This is a genomic window from Blastococcus tunisiensis, from assembly GCF_900112815.1.
GTDB lineage: Bacteria > Actinomycetota > Actinomycetes > Mycobacteriales > Geodermatophilaceae > Blastococcus_B > Blastococcus_B tunisiensis.
Map to the genome: position 1 here is coordinate 1 of NZ_FOND01000025.1, position 17,328 is coordinate 17,328.

The window sequence follows — 17,328 nt, forward strand, 5'->3', positions numbered from 1 at the left end:
TGCAGAACCAGCTTGGCCGGCTTCGGTCGACGGGCCCGTGCCTCGGCGCGGGCCTGGGCGACCGAGGCCCGGTAGCGGCCGCGCGGCCGGCGGTTCACGCAGCCGCCGGCGATCTCCCGGCTGATCGTTGACGGGCTGCGCCCCAGCCGCCGGGCTATTTCTCGCACGCCCAGGCCGGCCGCCCGATCCAGGGCGATCTCCTCCCGCTCGGCGAACGACAGATAGCGGCCACGGGGCTCGGCCAGACTCATCGGCGTCATGCCACCAGCCTCGGCGAACCACCTGCGTCCGGTGGCACCAACCACGCCGACGGCAGCAGCGGCATTCTCGGTCGAGCTTCCAGCGGCGACCAGCCGCCAGAACCGACGATGAACCTGCTTCGGCACATGCACGGTTCCAGCCATCGAGGTCACCTCGTCTCATCGAGGTGTTGCGACGACTCCTAGAACCCAAGCGCTCGGAACCGGGCGTTCGCGCACAGCGTCGGGTGGGGTCAGGACGTCGGCGGCTCGTCCTTGCCCTCCTCCTCGAGCCGGTCGGCCTCCTCCTTGGTCGCGTGCACCGCGCCGTCGGCGTGCTCCGGGGGGCCGTAGACGGTGTAGAGGATCAGCGGGTTCTGGCCGGTGTTGAGGAAGTTGTGCTTCTTGCCGGCGGGCACGACGACGAGGTCGCCCTGGGCGAACGCCTTCTCCGACCCGGAGATGATCGCCTTCCCCGTCCCGCTGACGAAGGTGAGGATCTGGTCCACCTCGTGGACCTCCTCGCCGATCTCGCCGCCCGGCGGGATGGTCATGATGACCAGCTGGGTGTGCTCACCGGTCCAGAGCACACGGCGGAAGTCCGGGCTCTTCTCGGCCTCGGTGGCGATCGTGTAGTGGATGACGGACGCCATGGACGGCGCTCCTCTCGTCGAGAACGGACGTGCCACCCGGGCGGCCGCCGGGTGGAGGGTGCACTGGTCCTGCCCGCCCCGGTCGGCGAGTAGTCGTCGCGGGCGCGCGGAGTCGATCACTCTCCGCCGACCCCACCGTCGAGCCGCCGCCGCGTACGCCCGATCGGGTGACATCCGGACGACGGAACTCTGCTGCGCACGGTGCACCTTCCGGGGATCCGGACCGCCGTTGCTGGTATCGGGCGGGTGAACGGGCTGCTCAGGGCTCCGGGCCGGCAGTCGCGCACTTGTGGCGCCGACCACGGCTGATCTAGCTTCTGCGCCGGTACCACGCGGTACTGAACCGCGTCACCCGCGAGGTCGGGCTCCTTCCGGAAGACCGTGCACCTCTCCCGACGCCGCGCATCGCCGCGCGGCGCCATTCGATAGGAGTTCCATTGTTCAGAGAACGAGATGAGCGGGGTGGCCGGCGTCGGTTCGTCGGCCCGGCCGTCCTGCTCGGCGTCGCAGGAGCGTCCGTCGGCTTCCTGTGGCTGATGGGCACGGTGGCCGACGGCGCCGACGAGGTCGCCGACGGGGCCACCCGCATGAACGCCGGCCAGTCGGAGTTCGCGGAGGGCTTCGACCGGCTGTCCGCCGGCGTCGAGGACCTCGACGCCGGCGCCGGGCAGGCGGCGGACGGAATCGGCGAGTACGCCGCCGGCGTCCGGCAGTACAGCGCCGGCGTGGGCCAGTACGTCGACGGCGTCGCGCAGCTCGCCGACGGCTCCCGGGAACTCGCCGACGGATCGGGGGCCGCGGCCGCCGGGGCGGACCGGCTGGAGAGGGGCGCCCGGGACCTGAACGCCGGCCTGGGCACCCTGTCGAACGGATCGAGCCGGGTCGCCCAGGGGGCGCAGGACGTCGCCGGTGGCCTCGGCCGGCTCGGTGCCGCGACCGCGCCGGCCGGCGAGCTCCGGCAGGGTGCGGCGCGCCTGGCGGCCGGCGCGGCCGAGCTCGAGACCGGGGCGGGAACGATCAGCGCCGGCCTCGGGGAGGCCCAGGCCGGGGCGGCCTCCGCGGCCGGAGCGCTGGGCGTCGCCCGCACCGAGGCCACGGAGGCGCTGACCGCCATCGGCGACGTGGGCACCGCCCTCGGGACCGCCGGCGCCAGTGCAACCCGGGTGACCGAGCTCTCGGCGAAGCTGCAGGGTGGCGAGCCGCTCACGGTGGCCGAGCAGAGCGAGCTGCTCACCCTGTTCGGCTCGGTCCTCGGCAACGTCCAGACCGCCGGCGCCCGGCTGGCGGACGCGGGCCTGGACGTGGGCACCTCCCGTGCCTACGTGGACGGCGTCAGCGCGGGGGTGGTGGACCTGCGTGCCGGCCTCGACGAGCTCAAGGCAGGCGTCGACCAGCGGCTCCTGCCAGGGGCCGGCGAGCTCGCGGTCGGGGGCCGCACCCTGGCCGGTGGCATCGACACGCTGAACGCCGGTATCGGGCAGGCCTCCGCGGGGGCCGCCACGCTGGCGGCCGGAGCCGGCGAGCTCTCGGCCGGCGTGCGCACCGCCGCCTCGGGGTCGGGCACGCTCAGCGCGGGCGCCCGGGACCTGTCCGACGGTGCCGACCAGCTCGCCGCGGGCAGCACCAGGCTCCTGGACGGTGCCGGTCAGCTCACCGCGCGCAACGGCGAGCTGTCCGAGGGTGGCAGCCGGCTCGTCGCCGGTAGCGCCGAGCTGGAGTCGGGCCTGGGGGAGCTCTCCACCGGCACCGGTGACCTGGCCGAGGGTGTCCAGGAACTGGACGCCGGGATGCTCCGGCTCACGGCGGGTCAGGAGGAGCTCTCCGACGGCGCGACCCGGCTCGACGAGGGCGTCGCCCCCTTCGCGCCGGCCAGCCTGGCCCTCCCGCTCGGGATCGCCGTGGTGGTCATCGCGCTGGCCATGGTGACCGTCCGGATGGCCCGCTCGGCGCGGGCGCGCCACTCGGCGGTCTGACCCCACCGCACGACCACTGCGGCCCGCCGTCCTCCGGGACGGCGGGCCGCAGTGCGTCCGGGCACCGGCCGCGGTGCCGTCAGCGACGCTCGAGCAGCCCCACCACGACCGCCGTCGCCGCATCCACGTCCTCGGTGAGGTGCTCGGCGGCGCCCTGCTCGACCCGGGCCAGCAGCAGTTCGTTGATCCCGCCGACCGCGGCCACCACCAGCGGGCGCTCGACCTGCCGCACCTCGTCGGGGCACTGCGCGGCCAGCTCCGCGGCCAGGTCGGTGATCAGGTCGACGTAGCGGTCGATGATGCGGCGCCGCAGCGCCAGGGCCGGCCGGCCGGCGGCCTGGACCTCCACGAGGGCCGCCCAGGCGACCGCGGGCCCGTCCGCCAGCGTCCCCAGGTAGGCGCCGATGCCCGCGCGCAGCCGGTCCCGCCACGGCAGCCCCGCCGTCCGTGCCTCGGCCTGGGCCTCGTGCACCCGTGCGAGCACCGTGTCGTTGGCCCGCGAGTAGAGCTCGAGCAGGCACTCCTCCTTGTCGCGGAAGTGCGCGTAGACCATCGTCTTCGACACCCTGGCCGCGGCGGCGATGTCGGCGATGGTGGTGGCCTGGTAGCCCTTCGTCGCCATGCACGTGGCCAGGGCCCACAGGATGCGGCCGCGGCGGTGGGCGTCGTCCACCCCCGGGTCGTCGGTGGGGTCGACCAGGGTGCGCATCGGACCGGACTCTAGTGGGCACCGGGGGCCCGGGTGAGCGAACTCACCGCGGCGCCCCGGAAGCCCGGACGTCGGCGCGGTGTCCTCCTTGGGGTGACGATGCAGCCGACCGGGAATCCGACGTCCGCCGGGGAGCGGCCACCGGCGCGGGCCTACGTCGTCTGGCTCGTCGCGCTGCTCGCCTACGCCGTCGCCGTGTTCCACCGCGCCTCCCTCGGGGTGGCCGCCGTGGAGGCGCAGGAACGGTTCTCCGCCGGCGCGTCCGTCGTCTCGCTGTTCCTCGTCGTCCAGCTGAGCGTGTACGCGGCGCTGCAGGTCCCCGTCGGGGTGGCCCTGGACCGGTTCGGGTCCCGGCGGATGATCCTCGTGGGAGCGGTCACGATGGCCGTGGGCCAGCTGCTGCTGGCGCTGGCCACCGCGGTGCCGGCGGCCGTGGCGGCCCGGGTGCTGGTCGGCGCGGGCGACGCCATGACCTTCATCAGCGTGCTGCGCGTGGTGTCCCTCTGGTTCCCGGGCCGGATCGTCCCGGTGATCACCCAGCTGACCGGGATCCTGGGCCAGCTCGGGTCGATCGTCGCGGCGTACCCGCTGGTCACGCTGCTGCACGGCACCAGCTGGCGGTCGACCTTCCTGGGCGCCGCGGCCACCGGGATCGTCGTGGCGGTCCTGGTGCTGGTGGCCCTCCGGGACGCACCGGCCGGTACCGGGCCCGCGACCGCGGCCGGGCTGGCGGAGCTGCGCGGCAACCTGGCCGCGACGTGGCGCGAGCCCGGCACCCGGATCGGGCTGTACACCCACCTGGTCACCCAGTTCTCCGGCACGGTGTTCGCGCTGCTCTGGGGCTATCCGTTCCTCGTCGTCGGCCAGGGCCGCTCGCCGGCTGTCGCGGCCTCGCTGCTGACCCTGCTGGTGGTGGTCGGCATGGCGGTGGGGCCGCTGTTCGGCCGGCTGTGCGGGCGCTGGCCGCTGCGGCGGTCGGATCTGGTGTTCGGCATCCTGGCCCTGACCGCGACCATGTGGACCGTCGTCCTGCTCTGGCCCGGGCGGGCACCGCTCCCGCTGCTGATCGCCCTGGTCGTCGTCCTCGGCACCAACGGCCCCGGCTCGATGATCGGGTTCGACTTCGCCCGCACCGAGAACCCCGCCGAGCGGCTCGGCAGCGCCAGCGGCGTGGTCAACGTCGGCGGCTTCCTGGCCTCGCTGCTGACGATCCTGGCGATCGGCGTCGTCCTCGACGTCCTCACCCCGGGGGCGTCGACCGGCTACGACCTCGGTGCCTTCCGGGCCGCGTTCGCCGTGCAGTACGTGTTCTGGGCGGTGGGTCTGGTCGGCGTCCTCCGGCACCGGCGCGAGCTGCGCGGCCGGCTGGCGCGGGACGGGATCGTGCTCGCACCGCTCACGGTCGCGGTGCGCGCCCGGCTGCGGGGCGGCTCCGCATACGGCTGACCCGGCTCGCGTGGCGGGTGCTCCCGGAGGCGCGGAAGATCACGTCCCGAGACCGCTGGGAGGCGCCATGACCGAGGTGGAACCGGCTCTGGGAGCCGGGCCGTTGCTGCTCATCGCCGCGGCGGCGGTGCTGGTGCTCCTGTTCCTCATCATGCGGCTGAAGCTGCACGCGTTCCTCGCGCTGATCCTGGTCAGCCTGCTCACCGCGCTGGCGACCCAGGTGCCGCTCGAGGACGTGGTGAGCACGCTGACCACCGGGTTCGGCTCCACGCTGGCCAGCGTGGCCCTGCTCGTGGGGCTCGGCGCGATGCTCGGACGGCTGCTGGAGTTCAGCGGCGGTGCGCAGGTCCTCGCGGACTCGCTGATCCGCCGCTTCGGGGAACAGCGCGCGCCGCTGGCGCTGGGCGTGGCGGCGTTGCTCTTCGGCTTCCCGATCTTCTTCGACGCCGGCCTGGTCGTCTTCCTGCCGATCGTGTTCACCGTCGCCCTCCGGCTGGGCGGCTCGCTGCTGACCTACGGCCTGCCGGTCGCCGGAGCCTTCGCGGTGATGCACGCGTTCGTCCCGCCGCACCCGGGCCCGGTGGCCGCCGCCGAGCTCGTCGGCGCCGACATCGGCCTGGTGCTCGTCTTCGGGCTGCTGATCGGCCTCCCGACCTGGTTCCTGGGCGCCTACCTGTTCGGCACGTGGGCCGGCCGGCGCTACCAGGTGCCGGTCCCGGACATCCTGGGCTCCGGGGACGAGCCCACCGCGGACGGCGGGGGGAGCTCGGGGGCGCCGGAGCCGGCCGTGGAGGGCACCGCCCCGGCGGTCGCCGACCGCGGTGGGGACACCCGGACCGCGACGCGCGCGCCCGGGCCCCCGGCCTTCGGCACGGTCATCGCCCTGCTGCTGCTGCCCCTGCTGCTGATCTTCCTGAACACCGGGATGAGCACCCTGGCCACGGCCGGCGCCGTCGACGCGGACTCGACCCTGGTGCGGGCCGCGCAGCTGGTCGGCGCGACGCCGGTGGCCCTGCTGATCACCGTGCTGGTCGCCTCCTTCGTGCTCGGCAAGCACCGGGGCACCGACGCAGCGGAGATCGAGTCGGTGGTCAACAGCGCGCTCGGGCCGGTCTGCGCGATCATCCTGATCACCGGCGCCGGCGGGATGTTCGGCGGCGTCCTGCGGGCCAGCGGGATCGGTGAGGCGCTCGCCGACGTGCTGTCCGACATCGGCCTCCCGGTCATCGTCGCCGCGTTCGTCATCTCCGTGCTGCTGCGGGTCGCGCAGGGCTCGGCCACGGTGGCCCTGACCACCGCGGCGAGTCTGATCGCGCCGGTGGTCGAGGCGACCGACGGGCTCTCCGGCCCCGACCTGGCGCTGATCGTCATCGCCATCGCCGGCGGCGCGACGGTCCTCTCGCACGTCAACGACTCGGGGTTCTGGCTGGTCAGCCGGTTCTTCCAGATGGACGAGAAGACCACGCTCAAGACGTGGACGGTGATGGAGACGCTGCTGGGCACCATCGGCTTCCTGCTGGCCCTGGTGCTGAGCCTGCTGCTGTGAGCCCGTGCGCCCGGAGGACGGCTCCGACGGGCGCGGTGGAGGGGGAGGGACGGCCATGAACCGTGTCGCTCGAGCGGCGGCAGCCGGCCTGTCGGCGGTGGCCGCCGTCGCCGCCCGGGACCTGCTCCAGCGCCAGCACTCGCTGCTGCGCAACTTCCCGGTGCTCGGCCATGCCCGGTACCTGCTGGAGTCCATCGGCCCCGAACTGCGGCAGTACCTGGTGGCCGGCGACAACGAGGAGCGTCCGTTCACCCGGGACCAGCGGCGCTGGGTCTACGCGTCGGCGAAGGCGCAGAACAACTACTTCGGCTTCGGCACCGACAACGACCTCGAGTACACGGCGGGCTATCCGGTCATCAACCACCGCACGTTCGGCCGTGCGGTGCCGACATCGCACGTGCAGGCCGGGCAGCGGGTGGAGCTGCCCTGCGCCAAGGTCCTCGGCGCCGCCCGGGGGAGGGCGAAGGCGTTCCGGCCGGCATCGGTCGTGAACATCTCCGCGATGAGCTTCGGCTCGCTGTCCGGGCCGGCCGTCGAGGCGCTCAACCGGGGCGCCGCACTGGCCGACTGCCTGCACAACACGGGCGAGGGCGGGATCTCGGTCCACCACCGCCACGGCGGGGAGCTGGTGTTCCAGATCGGGACCGCCTACTTCGGGTGCCGGGACGACCGCGGCCGGTTCGACCTCGACCGGCTCAAGGAGCGCGTGGCCGACGCCCCGGTGCGGGCACTGGAGATCAAGCTCAGCCAGGGGGCCAAGCCGGGCCTCGGGGGTGTGCTGCCCGGTGCGAAGGTCTCGGCGGAGATCGCCGCGGCGCGGGGGGTGCCCGAGGGGGTCGACTGCGTGAGCCCGTCCCGGCACGCGGAGTTCGACGACGCCGACGGCCTGCTGGACTGGGTCGAGCTGCTGGCCGCCGAGACGGGGCTGCCGGTGGGCATCAAGGCGGCGGTCGGCGACATGCCCTTCTGGGCGGAGCTGACCGAACTCATGGTGGGCACCGGCCGTGGCGTGGACTTCGTGACGATCGACGGCGGGGAGGGCGGCACCGGCGCCGCACCGCTGCTGTTCACCGACTCGGTCTCGCTGCCGTTCCAGCTCGGCTTCAGCCGGGTCTACGCGGAGTTCGCGCGCAAGGGCCTGCACGACCGCGTGGTGTTCGTGGGTGGCGGCAAGCTCGGGCTGCCGGACAACGCGACCGTGGCGTTCGCGCTGGGATGCGACATGGTGAACGTCGCCCGCGAGGCGATGCTGGCCATCGGCTGCATCCAGGCCCAGAAGTGCCACACCGACACCTGCCCGGTCGGCGTCGCCACCCAGAACGACTGGCTCACCCGCGGGCTGGATCCGGCACTGAAGTCGGTGCGGACGGCCAACTACGTGCGCACCCTGCGCCGGGACCTGCTGCGGCTCGCCGAGGCGTGCGGGGTCGAGCACCCCGGCCTCATCGACGCGGACGTGGTCGAGATCCTCACCGGGCGGACGGCGTCGCGGCCGCTGCGCGAGGTCTACGGCTACGAACCCGGCTGGGGCCTGCCGTCGGAGGCGGACCGGGCCGAGATCGCCCGCCTCATGGCGGGCGAGGCGCCCGAGGGCGGGTCGGCCCCGCCGTCCCCCGACGCCGTCGACTGAACCGACGAGCACGGGGGAGGTCTGCGGGCCACGGGTTGGGAACGTCCGGATACGGGAACGGAGCGACGGCCGGGGGACAGCAGGGGAGGGCGTCCGCGCGCCCCGACCCCGGTCGGCCGTCCAGCAGGAGGAACCATGAACCGCACGTCACTGCCCACCCGTCGCCTGCGCTCGGCCGCCGCCGGGATCGCGATCGTGGCGGCCTCGCTCACCATGACCGCCTGTGGTGGCGAGGAGGGCGGCGAGGAGGGCGGCATCGTCCAGGAAGAGGGCGGCGAGGACGACGGCGGCGAGGAAGAGGACGACTGACCTCTTCCGCGGCCACCGGCCGATGCCGGGCGCAGGTACCGGTACCTGCGCCCTCGCAGGTACGGGTACCTGTGCCGGGGTGGGGTCAGGTGCCGGAGCCGCGCAGGAGGTCCTCGAAGGAGGTCGTCGGATCGGCGAACGGGTCCACCGGCCGACCGGAGGCCGGCCGGCCGGACACCAGACCGGCGAGCTCACCGGCGGCGCGGTCGATGCGGCCGGCCAGGGCCCGGTCGACGCCGCCGGCCCCGGCCCAGTCCTCAGTCGCCGCGAACACCGCGGTCGGGACCGAGATCGCCCGCAGGTAGGAGAACAGCGGCCGGACGGCGTGCTCGAGGGCCAGGGAGTGCCGGGCGGTGCCCGCCGTGGCACCCAGCAGCACCGGCCGGCCGGTCAGGGCATCGTTGTCCAGGACGTCGAAGAACGTCTTGAACAACCCGCTGTAGGACGCCGAGAAGATCGGCGTGACGGCGATCAGGCCGTCCGCGCCGGTGACCGTGTCGATGGCCGTCCGCAGGGGCCGGTTGGCGAAGCCGGTGACCAGGTGGTCGGCCAGGTCGCGGGCGTGCTCGCGCAGCTCCACGACCTCGACGGTGGCGCCCTCGCCCCGCTCCGCGAGGGCCGCCACCGTCGCGGCGGTCAGCCGGTCGGCGAGCAGCCGGGTGGACGACGGGGTGCCGAGTCCGCCGCTCACGACGGCGAGCGTCCGCGTGGTCATCGCGCCTGCCCGGTAACGGCGTCGGCGGGGGCGTGCACGGTCGGGTCGCTGCCGCCGCCGACCGCCGCGACCAGGGAGGCGTGGGTCGGCGCCTCGGGGACGTGCGCAGGCCTGCGGGCGGCGAACTCCTCGCGCAGCACCGGGACGACCTCCTCGCCGAGCAGGTCCAGCTGCTCCAGCACGGTCTTCAGCGGAAGCCCCGCGTGGTCGATGAGGAACAGCTGCCGCTGGTAGTCCCCCACGTAGTCGCGGAAGCCCAGGGTGCGCTCGATGACCTGCTCGGGGCTGCCCACGGTCAGCGGCGTCTGGGAGGTGAACTCCTCCAGCGACGGGCCGTGGCCGTAGACGGGGGCGTTGTCGAAGTAGGGGCGGAACTCGGCGACGGCGTCCTGGCTGTTCCGGCGCATGAAGACCTGCCCGCCGAGGCCGACGATGGCCTGGTCGGCGCTGCCGTGGCCGTAGTGCTCGTAGCGGCGGCGGTAGAACTCGACCATCCGCTGGGTGTGCTCCGGCGGCCAGAAGATGTGGTTGTGGAAGAAGCCGTCGCCGTAGTACGCGGCCTGCTCGGCGATCTGCGGGGAGCGGATCGAGCCGTGCCACACGAACGGCGGCACCCCGTCCAGGGGCCGGGGGGTGGAGGTGAAGCCCTGCAGCGGAGTGCGGAACCTGCCCTCCCAGTTCACGACGTCCTCGCGCCAGAGCCGGCGCAGCAGGGCGTAGTTCTCGACGGCCAGCTCGATGCCGTCCCGGATGTCCTTGCCGAACCAGGGGTAGACCGGGCCGGTGTTGCCGCGGCCCATCATCAGGTCGACGCGCCCGCCGGACAGGTGCTGGAGCATCGCGTAGTCCTCGGCGATCTTCACCGGGTCGTTGGTGGTGATCAGCGTCGTGGCGGTCGACAGCTGCAGGGTGGAGGTCTGCGCGGCCACGGAGGCCAGCGTCGTGGTGGGGGAGGAGGAGAAGAACGGCGGGTTGTGGTGCTCGCCGAGCGCGAAGACGTCGAGTCCGACCTCCTCCGCCTTGCGGGCGATGGCCAGGACCGCCTGGATCCGCTCCGCCTCGGTCGGGGTGCGACCGGTCGTCGGGTCCTGCGTGATGTCGCTGACCGTGAAGATGCCGAACTGCATGACCGTCTCCGTTGCTAGTTGAGAGTGCAACTACTGTCCCGCACAACAGGCGGCACCCAGGATCTATGCCCGCGACCCCCGGTCGGACCGGGACGCCCGGCTCGTCGCGGAACGTGACCGGTCCCGCACGATGGGCCGAACTACGCCGGTGGCATCTTCACGGTCCGGTCACGGCGCCCGGCCCCGGGCGTCCGGGTCTGGCACTGTCCGCCGTGGCAGCGGTGCGCGAGGGGGGAAACGATGGTGCGGAGCGGATCCGGTGGTGCGGTGGTCGACGGGCGAGGGGCGCACGGGCGTCCACCCGGTGAGCAGCCGGAGGGGCCGAAGGCCCTCGGCGATCTCGAGGAGCTCATGGACCACCGCCCGGTGTTCCGCGTGCGGCTGCAGGGCTACGACCGCCTCGAGGTGGACAACTACACGGCCTGGGCAGAGAGCGAGCTGGTCACGGTCCGCCGGCAGGTCGACCACCTGCTGAGCCGGTTCGGCGAGTGCTCCGCGGAGCTCGAGATCTCCCGCCGCCTGCTGGCCGCCGCACCCCGGGGCGCGGCGTCCTTCCCCGTCTCCGAGCGCGTGGAGGAGATGCTGCGGCTGGCCTCCGACGAGGCCGCCGCCCGCACCGAGGAAAGCGCCCGCGAGGCCGAGCGGATCGTGGCCGAGGCGCGCACCGAGGCCGACGCCCGGCTGCGCAAGGCCCACGAGATCAAGGAGATGGCGATCGAGGCGGCCGACGAGCTGGTCGAGCACGCCCGCCGGGAACGTGCCTCCGCCGCCCAGGCGGTCGAGCGTGCCGAGGTCGAGGCGGCGGAGATCCTGCGCCGGGCCGCGGCGGAACGGGACCGGCTGGCCGAGCTGGCCGCGGGGGAGCGCGAGCGGGCGGCGGCCGACGCCTCGGCCCGGCTGGCCGCGGTGCAGGCGGAGATCGACCGGGTCCGCGGCCAGCGCGACCAGTCGCGCCAGCTGCTCCGCGACCTGATCGACCGGATCGGCGACGCCCTGCAGGCGGTGGCGGGCACGGTCCCCGAGGACGCCCCGCGCACGCACGTGATCCGCGACAACGTGGCCGCCGAGGGGCAGGGCCAGCGGGACGAGCCGCGTCCCGCTCCGGCCGGCGCGGTCCCCGACGCCCGCGAGGAGCCGAACATGGTCGTGCTGCTGGGCCGTCCCGCCCCCGTCCCGAACTGAGGCCGGAGGCCCGGGACCGGCGCCGGGGCGGCTGGTGAGAGGCTGGACCCAGGCACCGGAGCCGCAGGTGGGACCGAGGGAGGCAGCGATGGACGACGTCTGTGAGGTCGTACGGGTCGAGGGCGGGATCGTCGTCGGGCACGACGGTTCCAAGTGTGCGCAGGAGGCGCTGGTCTGGGCCGGGCGGCTGGCCCGCCGCGCCGACCTCGAGCTCCACGTCGTCCGGGCGTGGGCGATGATGACCGCCCCCCAGCCGGCGAGCTGGACGCCGGGCTACGTGCCCCCGCTCCCGGAGTGGGAGAAGGCCGTGCACGACGAGCTCAGCGCGCACGTCAAGGCGGCCGGCCTCGACCCCGCCGTCCGGGTCACCTGCCACGTGGTGCACAAGGCGCCGGCGCAGGGCCTGATGACGGCGGCGGAGGGGGCGAACCTGCTCGTGATGGGCGCCCGGGGGCGGGGCGGCTTCCGCGGGCTGCTGCTCGGCTCGGTCAGCGACCAGCTCGTCCACCACTCGCCCTGCCCGGTGACCGTCGTCCGCACGGGTGCGACCGGGCGGGAGATCGAGGCGGCCGGCGGCAGCGCAGTCGCGGAGTGACGGCCTTCGCCGGCGCCCGGCTTGTCCCGGTGGGCGGCGAGGGGCCCGAGGACGTCCTGGTCGACCTCGCCGGCCGCGTGCTCACCGGGCTGGCCGACGGGCGGATCGTGCGGATCGAGCCCGGGACGGGCGCCGTCGAGACGGTCGGCCGCGTGCCCGGTAGGCCGCTCGGTCTCGAGCTGCTGGGCCCGGAGGAGCTGCTCGTCTGCGCCTCCGACGCCGGGCTGCTGTCGGTGTCGCTGTCGAGCGGCCGGGTGCGCACGCTCGTCGACCGGTTCGAGGGCCGGCCGCTCGGCGCGGTCAACAACGCGGCCGTCGGCGACGACGGAACGGTCTGGTTCACCGATTCCTCGACCCGCTTCCCGATCCCGCGCTGGCGGGACGACCTGCTGCAGCGGACCCGCTCGGGGCGGTTGCTCCGCCGCGACCCCGACGGTGCGGTCGTCGAGGTGCTCGGCGGCCTGGAGTTCGCCAACGGCGTGGCGCTGGCCGCCGACGGCTCCTTCGTCGCCGTCGCCGAGACCGGGGCACGCCGCGTGCGGCGGCTGTGGCTGAGCGGCCCGCGCCGCGGCAGCAGCGACGTCCTCGCCGAGGACCTCTGGGGCTACCCGGACAACATCGCCCGCGGCTCCGACGGGCTGATCTGGGTCGCGCTGGCGAGCCCGCGCGTCCCCGCGCTGGACGCGGTCCTGCGGCCTCCCCCGGCCCTCCGCGCGCTGGTCCGCCGGCTGCCCGAGCGGCTCCAGCCGGCGCCCGTCCCCACCGTCGGGGTGGTGGCCCTCGACGGCACCGGCCGGGTCGTCTCCGAGCGCACCGGCACGCTGGAGGGCTTCGCGATGCTCACCGGCGTGCGCGAAGCGGGCGGGACGCTGTGGTTCGGCAGCCTCACCGGTGGATGCGTGGGCAGCATCGCGGCGGCGGGTCAGTCCACCGGCGACGCCCCGTAGATCGCCCGCAACCACACCTCGAGCAGCGCCTCGACGATCCCGGTCTCCTCGACGGCCGGCCCGTCGCCGCTGAAGGTCGCGTAGAGGGCGCGTTCGTTCATCGAGGTCAGCAGGATCGCGAGCTCCAGCGCGGGCGGCCCGGGAGGCGCCGTGCCGCGCGCCCGCTCGGCGTCGATGGCCACCGCGCACCGCTGCGTCCAGTCGGCGAACACCCGGGCCCAGAGCTCGCGGATCTCGGTGTTGGTCGCGCGCGCCTCCGCCCAGGCGCGGATGAGCGCCCGGCGGGCCCGGAAGGACTCGTAGTAGGTCGTGATCACGTGCCGCCAGCCCGCCCGCGGCCCCGCGGCCGGCAGGAGGGAGGGATCGAGACCGGCGGCGTCGGCCTCGGCCACCACGCGGTCGAGGAGGGTCAGCAGGACCGCGTCCTTGGACGCGAAGTAGAAGTAGAAGGTCGGCCGCGAGATCCCGGCGCCCCGGGCGAGGTCGTCGACGGAGATCGCGCTCAGCGGCTGCTCGGCGAGCAGGCGTTCCGCGGTGGCCAGGATGGCCAGTTCCCGGTCGTCCCCCGACGGCCGGGCCGTGCGCCGGCCCCGGGAGGGCTCGCCGGTCGCTGGGGTCACCGCCGGAGAATAGCCGCGCCGACCCGTTTCTCAACACCCTGTTGACTCGTTCGACACACCGTCGATAGCGTCCGGTGCTCCGAGTTCCGAGCGCCGGCCCCCTCACCGGCTCCGGCCGGCCCAGCACCGGGAGAACCGCATGGCAGCCCCGCACCGCACCGTCGAGCACGTCGACGTCCTCATCGTGGGCGCGGGCCTGTCCGGCGTCGGTGCCGCCTGCCACCTGCAGACCGAGTGCCCGGACAGGTCCTACGCCGTCCTCGAGTCGCGCGGCGCGATCGGCGGCACCTGGGACCTGTTCCGCTACCCGGGGATCCGGTCGGACTCCGACATGTTCACCCTCGGCTACGCCTTCCGTCCGTGGACGGACTCGCAGGCCATCGCCGACGGCGCCGCGATCCGCGGCTACATCGAGGACACCGCCCGCGAGTACGGCGTCGCGGAGAGGATCCGCTTCCACCACCAGGTGCTCTCCGCCGAGTGGTCGAGCGGCGAGGCCCGGTGGACGGTGACCGCCCGCCGCACCGACACCGGCGAGACGGTGCGGCTCACCTGCTCCTGGCTCTCGACCTGCGCCGGCTACTACCGCTACGACGAGGGCTTCCGGCCGGAGTTCCCCGGCGAGGAGCGGTTCGGGGGCGAGCTGATCCACCCCCAGCACTGGCCGGAGGACTTCGACGCCACCGGCAAGCGCATCGTCGTCATCGGCAGCGGCGCCACCGCCGTGACCCTGGTGCCCAACCTGGCCGGCGCGGCCGCGCACGTGACGATGCTGCAGCGGACGCCCAGCTACGTCATGTCGCTGCCCGGGCGCGACCCGCTCGCCCAGTTCCTGCGCTCGAAGCTGCCGGTACGGCTGGCCTATCCGATCGTGCGCTGGAAGAACGTGCTGGTCTCCACGGCCTTCTACCAGTTCAGCCGGCGCTGGCCCACCGCCGCCCGGACGGTGCTGCGCCGGATGACGCGGAAGCAGGTGCCCGACGTCGACGTCGACACCCACTTCAACCCGCCCTACGACCCGTGGGACCAGCGGCTGTGCCTGGTGCCGGACGGCGACCTGTTCCGCACCCTCCGGCGCGGGCAGGCGACCATCGCCACCGGGCGGATCGAGACGTTCACCCGGACCGGCGTGCAGCTGGAGTCCGGCGAGCACCTGGACGCCGACGTGATCGTCACCGCCACCGGGCTCAACCTGCTGGCCATGGGTGGCATGACGCTGTCCGTCGACGGGGCGCCGGTCGAGCTCGCCGAGACCGTCTCCTACAAGGGGATGATGCTCTCCGGCGTCCCGAACTTCTCGATGGTCATCGGCTACACCAACGCCTCCTGGACGCTCAAGGCCGACCTGGTCAACCGCTACGTCTGCCGGCTGATCGGCTTCCTCGACGCCCGGGGCTACGCCTCGGCCACCCCGGTCGCCCCGCCGGAGGGCGCCGACCAGCCGTTCCTCGACCTCGCGTCGGGCTACGTGCAGCGCAGCCTCGCCGACCTGCCCAGGCAGGGGCGCCGCAGGCCCTGGAAGCTGCACCAGAACTACGTCCGCGACGTCCGGTTGATGCGGCGGGGCTCGCTCGAGGACGAGGGCATGACTTTCCAGCGGCGGGTGTCCGCTCCCACGAACGAGAAGGCGGTCGCCTGATGGGTCCGTACCAGTTCGCCGGCGGCACCGCCGTCGTCACCGGAGCAGCCAGCGGGATCGGGGAGGCGCTCGCGGTCCTGCTGGCCGCGCGGGGGAGTCACCTCGTCCTGGTGGACCGCGACGAGGCCCGGCTGGGCGACGTCGCCGACCGCATCCGGTCCGCCCACCCGGCGCTGGCCCTCACCACCCACGTCGCCGACCTGTCCGACGACGGGCAGACCGACGCGCTCGCCGCCACGCTGGCCGCCGAGCACCCGGGGACCACCCTGCTGGTCAACAACGCCGGCGTGGCCCTGGGCGGGCGCTTCGACCAGGTGACGCTCGAGGAGTTCGACTGGGTCATGGCGGTCAACTTCCGGGCCGTCGTCCGGTTGACCCACGCCCTGCTCCCGGTGCTCAAGGCGCACCCCGGCTCGCACCTGGTGAACGTCTCCAGCGTGTTCGGCATCTTCGCGCCGGCCGGCCAGGCCGCCTACTCGGCCAGCAAGTTCGCCGTCCGCGGGTTCTCCGAGGCGGTGCGGCACGAGCTGGCGGAGAACTCCGTCGGCGTCACCGTCGTGCACCCCGGCGGGATCAAGACGCGGATCGCCGAGAGCGCCCGCACCGGCTCCGGGGTCTCCGTCGAGGAGTACGAGGTGGGTCGCAAGCAGTTCGCCAAGCTGCTGACCATGCCCCCGGAGAAGGCGGCGGCGATGATCGTGACGGCGATCGAGAAGCGCCGCCCCCGGCTGCTCATCGGCTGGAGCGCGAAGGTCCCCGACGTCCTCGTCCGGCTGCTGCCGGGCAGCTACTGGAGGCTGATCGCCCGCCGGGCGGCCCCGGCGAGGCCGCCCGCCGGCTGAGCGGAGATCCGGTTGTGCGGAGCAACAGGACGACAGCTGTGCAGCCCCGCGTGGTCGAGTTCGCTCCCGACGACCACCTCTTCGCCGACTGGTGCGCGGCCTGGGCGGCCGTCCAGCTGGTCGACCCGCCTGTGACGCCGGCCGGGGGAGGGTCGGGTTGACTGGGCCGGTGCCGGCCGACCGTCCCGCTCCGCCCGTCTCCCCGTCGTTCGTGCGCGCCCACACCCGTCCCGCCCGGCCGTCGCTGGTGCCCGAGGTGGTGCTGCACGTGGCCGCGGACGTGGTCGCCCTGTGGGAGGCCATCGAGGTCGAACGCGGCACGCCGCCCACCGAGCCGCCGTTCTGGGCCGCGGCCTGGCCGGGCGGTCAGGCGCTCGCCCGCCACGTCCTCGACACCCCCGCGACCGTGCGCGGGCGCTCGGTGCTCGACCTGGGGTCGGGCAGCGGGCTGGTGGCGGTGGCCGCGGCGCTCGCCGGGGCCGACCGGGTGACCGCCAGCGACGTCGACCCCTTCTCGCACGCCGCGGTCGCGGTCAACGCGGCCGAGAACGGGGTCGCACCGATCGGCCTCCTGGGCGACGTGCTGGGGGAGGAGCCGCCCGCCGTCGACGTCGTCCTGGCCGGTGACGTCTGCTATGACCGGCTGATGAGCGAGCGGGTGCTGCCCTGGCTCGAGACGGCCCGTGCCCGCGGCGCCGACGTCTACCTGGGTGACCCCGGGCGGCCGTACGTGCCCACCGACCGGCTGGAACAGGTTGCCGCCTTCGACGTGCCGGACACCGAGTCGGCGCCCGACCTGCCCGTCCGGCTCCGGCGGACCACGGTCTGGCGGCTCCCGTGACCGGCCGGGGCGAGATGGATCACGCCCCCGATGTCCGCCATGGGATTGTCACGTAACGGTAACGACGGCTACGTTGGCTCGGTCCGGCCGGAACGTCTCGCCCCATCCGGGGCGGCTGCGCCGGACGCCGCCGAGTCGCCCGAGGCGCGGGCCCAGCACGGGACCGAGCCGACGGCGAGCCGGGGACCCACCGCAGTACTGGGGTGAATCCTGCGCCGAGCTCCGCTCGGAGCGGGTAGGGCCGCTTCCCGCCCGAACCCGTCAGCTAACTCGGTAGGCGGCCACGGAGAAGACCGAAGAAGGAGAGCCGCAGCA

General features: G+C 74.1%; 18 protein-coding genes and 1 riboswitch. Of the genes, 12 read left to right on the forward strand and 6 right to left on the reverse strand.

What is annotated here, in order from left to right; genetic code table 11:
* Positions 1-260, reverse strand: a 260-nt coding sequence (locus tag BM142_RS25320; RefSeq protein WP_254791131.1) for a helix-turn-helix domain-containing protein, incomplete at its 3' end; no start/stop codon positions are given.
* A 233-nt stretch (positions 261-493) separates the two neighbouring features.
* Complete coding sequence (locus tag BM142_RS21525) at positions 494-892, reverse strand: cupin domain-containing protein (protein WP_092203138.1); 399 nt, start codon at positions 890-892, stop codon at positions 494-496.
* Between the two features lie 437 nt (positions 893-1,329).
* Between BM142_RS21525 and BM142_RS21530 the strand changes: the two genes are divergently transcribed.
* Positions 1,330-2,865 carry a hypothetical protein gene (locus tag BM142_RS21530; RefSeq protein ID WP_139228981.1) on the forward strand — a complete coding sequence of 512 codons (1,536 nt, stop codon included), beginning with the start codon at positions 1,330-1,332 and terminating at the stop codon, positions 2,863-2,865.
* 79 nt (positions 2,866-2,944) lie between these two features.
* On the opposite strand, the gene BM142_RS21535 is transcribed toward BM142_RS21530, so the two are convergent.
* Positions 2,945-3,574 (reverse strand): TetR/AcrR family transcriptional regulator, encoded by a 630-nt coding sequence (locus BM142_RS21535; RefSeq protein ID WP_092203142.1) that lies wholly within the window; start codon positions 3,572-3,574, stop codon positions 2,945-2,947.
* A gap of 99 nt (positions 3,575-3,673) precedes the next feature.
* On the opposite strand from BM142_RS21535, the gene BM142_RS21540 reads away from it, so the two are divergent.
* The 4 genes from BM142_RS21540 to BM142_RS24740 all read left to right on the forward strand — a co-directional run bounded on the left by BM142_RS21540 (position 3,674) and on the right by BM142_RS24740 (position 8,505).
* A complete protein-coding gene (locus tag BM142_RS21540; protein WP_092203231.1) occupies positions 3,674-5,020 on the forward strand; it encodes an MFS transporter in 1,347 nt (448 codons plus the stop codon).
* Between the two features lie 67 nt (positions 5,021-5,087).
* Positions 5,088-6,566 (forward strand): GntP family permease, encoded by a 1,479-nt coding sequence (locus BM142_RS21545; protein ID WP_092203144.1) that lies wholly within the window; start codon positions 5,088-5,090, stop codon positions 6,564-6,566.
* Positions 6,567-6,621: 55 nt separating this feature from the next.
* Positions 6,622-8,196, forward strand: a complete 1,575-nt coding sequence (locus tag BM142_RS21550; protein WP_092203146.1) for an FMN-binding glutamate synthase family protein — start codon at positions 6,622-6,624, stop codon at positions 8,194-8,196.
* 135 nt (positions 8,197-8,331) lie between these two features.
* Positions 8,332-8,505: a hypothetical protein gene (locus BM142_RS24740; protein WP_175527400.1), complete on the forward strand. Its 174-nt coding sequence runs from the start codon at positions 8,332-8,334 to the stop codon at positions 8,503-8,505.
* 85 nt (positions 8,506-8,590) lie between these two features.
* Here BM142_RS24740 and BM142_RS21555 read toward each other — a convergent pair whose 3' ends face one another.
* Together BM142_RS21555 and BM142_RS21560 are read right to left on the reverse strand one after the other, a co-directional pair.
* Complete coding sequence (locus BM142_RS21555; RefSeq protein ID WP_092203148.1) at positions 8,591-9,220, reverse strand: FMN reductase; 630 nt, start codon at positions 9,218-9,220, stop codon at positions 8,591-8,593.
* Positions 9,217-10,347 carry an LLM class flavin-dependent oxidoreductase gene (locus BM142_RS21560; RefSeq protein WP_092203150.1) on the reverse strand — a complete coding sequence of 377 codons (1,131 nt, stop codon included), beginning with the start codon at positions 10,345-10,347 and terminating at the stop codon, positions 9,217-9,219. Before BM142_RS21560 ends, BM142_RS21555 begins: the two co-directional genes overlap by 4 nt.
* A gap of 267 nt (positions 10,348-10,614) precedes the next feature.
* Between BM142_RS21560 and BM142_RS21565 the strand changes: the two genes are divergently transcribed.
* The 3 genes from BM142_RS21565 (at position 10,615) to BM142_RS21575 (ending at position 13,071) form a co-directional block, all read left to right on the forward strand.
* Positions 10,615-11,529, forward strand: coding sequence for a hypothetical protein (locus tag BM142_RS21565; protein WP_092203152.1), 915 nt, complete (start codon positions 10,615-10,617; stop codon positions 11,527-11,529).
* Between the two features lie 88 nt (positions 11,530-11,617).
* The gene (locus BM142_RS21570) at positions 11,618-12,124 is read left to right on the forward strand and encodes a universal stress protein (protein WP_092203154.1); all 507 of its coding nucleotides are present in this window, start codon (positions 11,618-11,620) and stop codon (positions 12,122-12,124) included.
* Positions 12,121-13,071, forward strand: a complete 951-nt coding sequence (locus BM142_RS21575) for an SMP-30/gluconolactonase/LRE family protein (protein WP_092203156.1) — start codon at positions 12,121-12,123, stop codon at positions 13,069-13,071. The genes BM142_RS21570 and BM142_RS21575 overlap by 4 nt, the downstream gene beginning before the upstream one ends.
* Here BM142_RS21575 and BM142_RS21580 read toward each other — a convergent pair.
* Positions 13,047-13,691, reverse strand: coding sequence for a TetR/AcrR family transcriptional regulator (locus tag BM142_RS21580; protein ID WP_092203158.1), 645 nt, complete (start codon positions 13,689-13,691; stop codon positions 13,047-13,049). The two genes, BM142_RS21575 and BM142_RS21580, sit on opposite strands and share 25 nt — an antisense overlap.
* A gap of 139 nt (positions 13,692-13,830) precedes the next feature.
* On the opposite strand from BM142_RS21580, the gene BM142_RS21585 reads away from it, so the two are divergent.
* Genes BM142_RS21585 through BM142_RS21595 form a run of 4 tightly spaced genes read left to right on the forward strand, consistent with a single transcriptional unit; the run spans position 13,831 to position 17,013 of the window.
* Positions 13,831-15,330, forward strand: coding sequence for a flavin-containing monooxygenase (locus tag BM142_RS21585; protein WP_092203160.1), 1,500 nt, complete (start codon positions 13,831-13,833; stop codon positions 15,328-15,330).
* A complete protein-coding gene (locus BM142_RS21590; protein ID WP_092203162.1) occupies positions 15,330-16,172 on the forward strand; it encodes an SDR family NAD(P)-dependent oxidoreductase in 843 nt (280 codons plus the stop codon). Before BM142_RS21585 ends, BM142_RS21590 begins: the two co-directional genes overlap by 1 nt.
* Positions 16,173-16,210: 38 nt before the next feature.
* The gene (locus tag BM142_RS25425) at positions 16,211-16,333 is read left to right on the forward strand and encodes a hypothetical protein (protein ID WP_256381324.1); all 123 of its coding nucleotides are present in this window, start codon (positions 16,211-16,213) and stop codon (positions 16,331-16,333) included.
* Between the two features lie 8 nt (positions 16,334-16,341).
* Positions 16,342-17,013, forward strand: a complete 672-nt coding sequence (locus BM142_RS21595) for a class I SAM-dependent methyltransferase (protein WP_217640834.1) — start codon at positions 16,342-16,344, stop codon at positions 17,011-17,013.
* Between the two features lie 163 nt (positions 17,014-17,176).
* Positions 17,177-17,291, forward strand: a riboswitch (cyclic di-AMP (ydaO/yuaA leader).
* Positions 17,292-17,328 lie beyond the last annotated feature (37 nt).

Coding starts and splice junctions, on each gene's coding strand:
- BM142_RS24740 (WP_175527400.1), top strand. CDS start 8,332: ATGAACCGCACGTCACTGCCCACCCGTCGCCTGCGCTCGGCCGCCGCC.
- BM142_RS21540 (WP_092203231.1), top strand. CDS start 3,674: ATGCAGCCGACCGGGAATCCGACGTCCGCCGGGGAGCGGCCACCGGCG.
- BM142_RS21590 (WP_092203162.1), top strand. CDS start 15,330: ATGGGTCCGTACCAGTTCGCCGGCGGCACCGCCGTCGTCACCGGAGCA.
- BM142_RS21570 (WP_092203154.1), top strand. CDS start 11,618: ATGGACGACGTCTGTGAGGTCGTACGGGTCGAGGGCGGGATCGTCGTC.
- BM142_RS21535 (WP_092203142.1), bottom strand. CDS start 3,574: ATGCGCACCCTGGTCGACCCCACCGACGACCCGGGGGTGGACGACGCC.
- BM142_RS21550 (WP_092203146.1), top strand. CDS start 6,622: ATGAACCGTGTCGCTCGAGCGGCGGCAGCCGGCCTGTCGGCGGTGGCC.
- BM142_RS21525 (WP_092203138.1), bottom strand. CDS start 892: ATGGCGTCCGTCATCCACTACACGATCGCCACCGAGGCCGAGAAGAGC.
- BM142_RS21545 (WP_092203144.1), top strand. CDS start 5,088: ATGACCGAGGTGGAACCGGCTCTGGGAGCCGGGCCGTTGCTGCTCATC.
- BM142_RS21555 (WP_092203148.1), bottom strand. CDS start 9,220: ATGACCACGCGGACGCTCGCCGTCGTGAGCGGCGGACTCGGCACCCCG.
- BM142_RS21585 (WP_092203160.1), top strand. CDS start 13,831: ATGGCAGCCCCGCACCGCACCGTCGAGCACGTCGACGTCCTCATCGTG.
- BM142_RS21560 (WP_092203150.1), bottom strand. CDS start 10,347: ATGCAGTTCGGCATCTTCACGGTCAGCGACATCACGCAGGACCCGACG.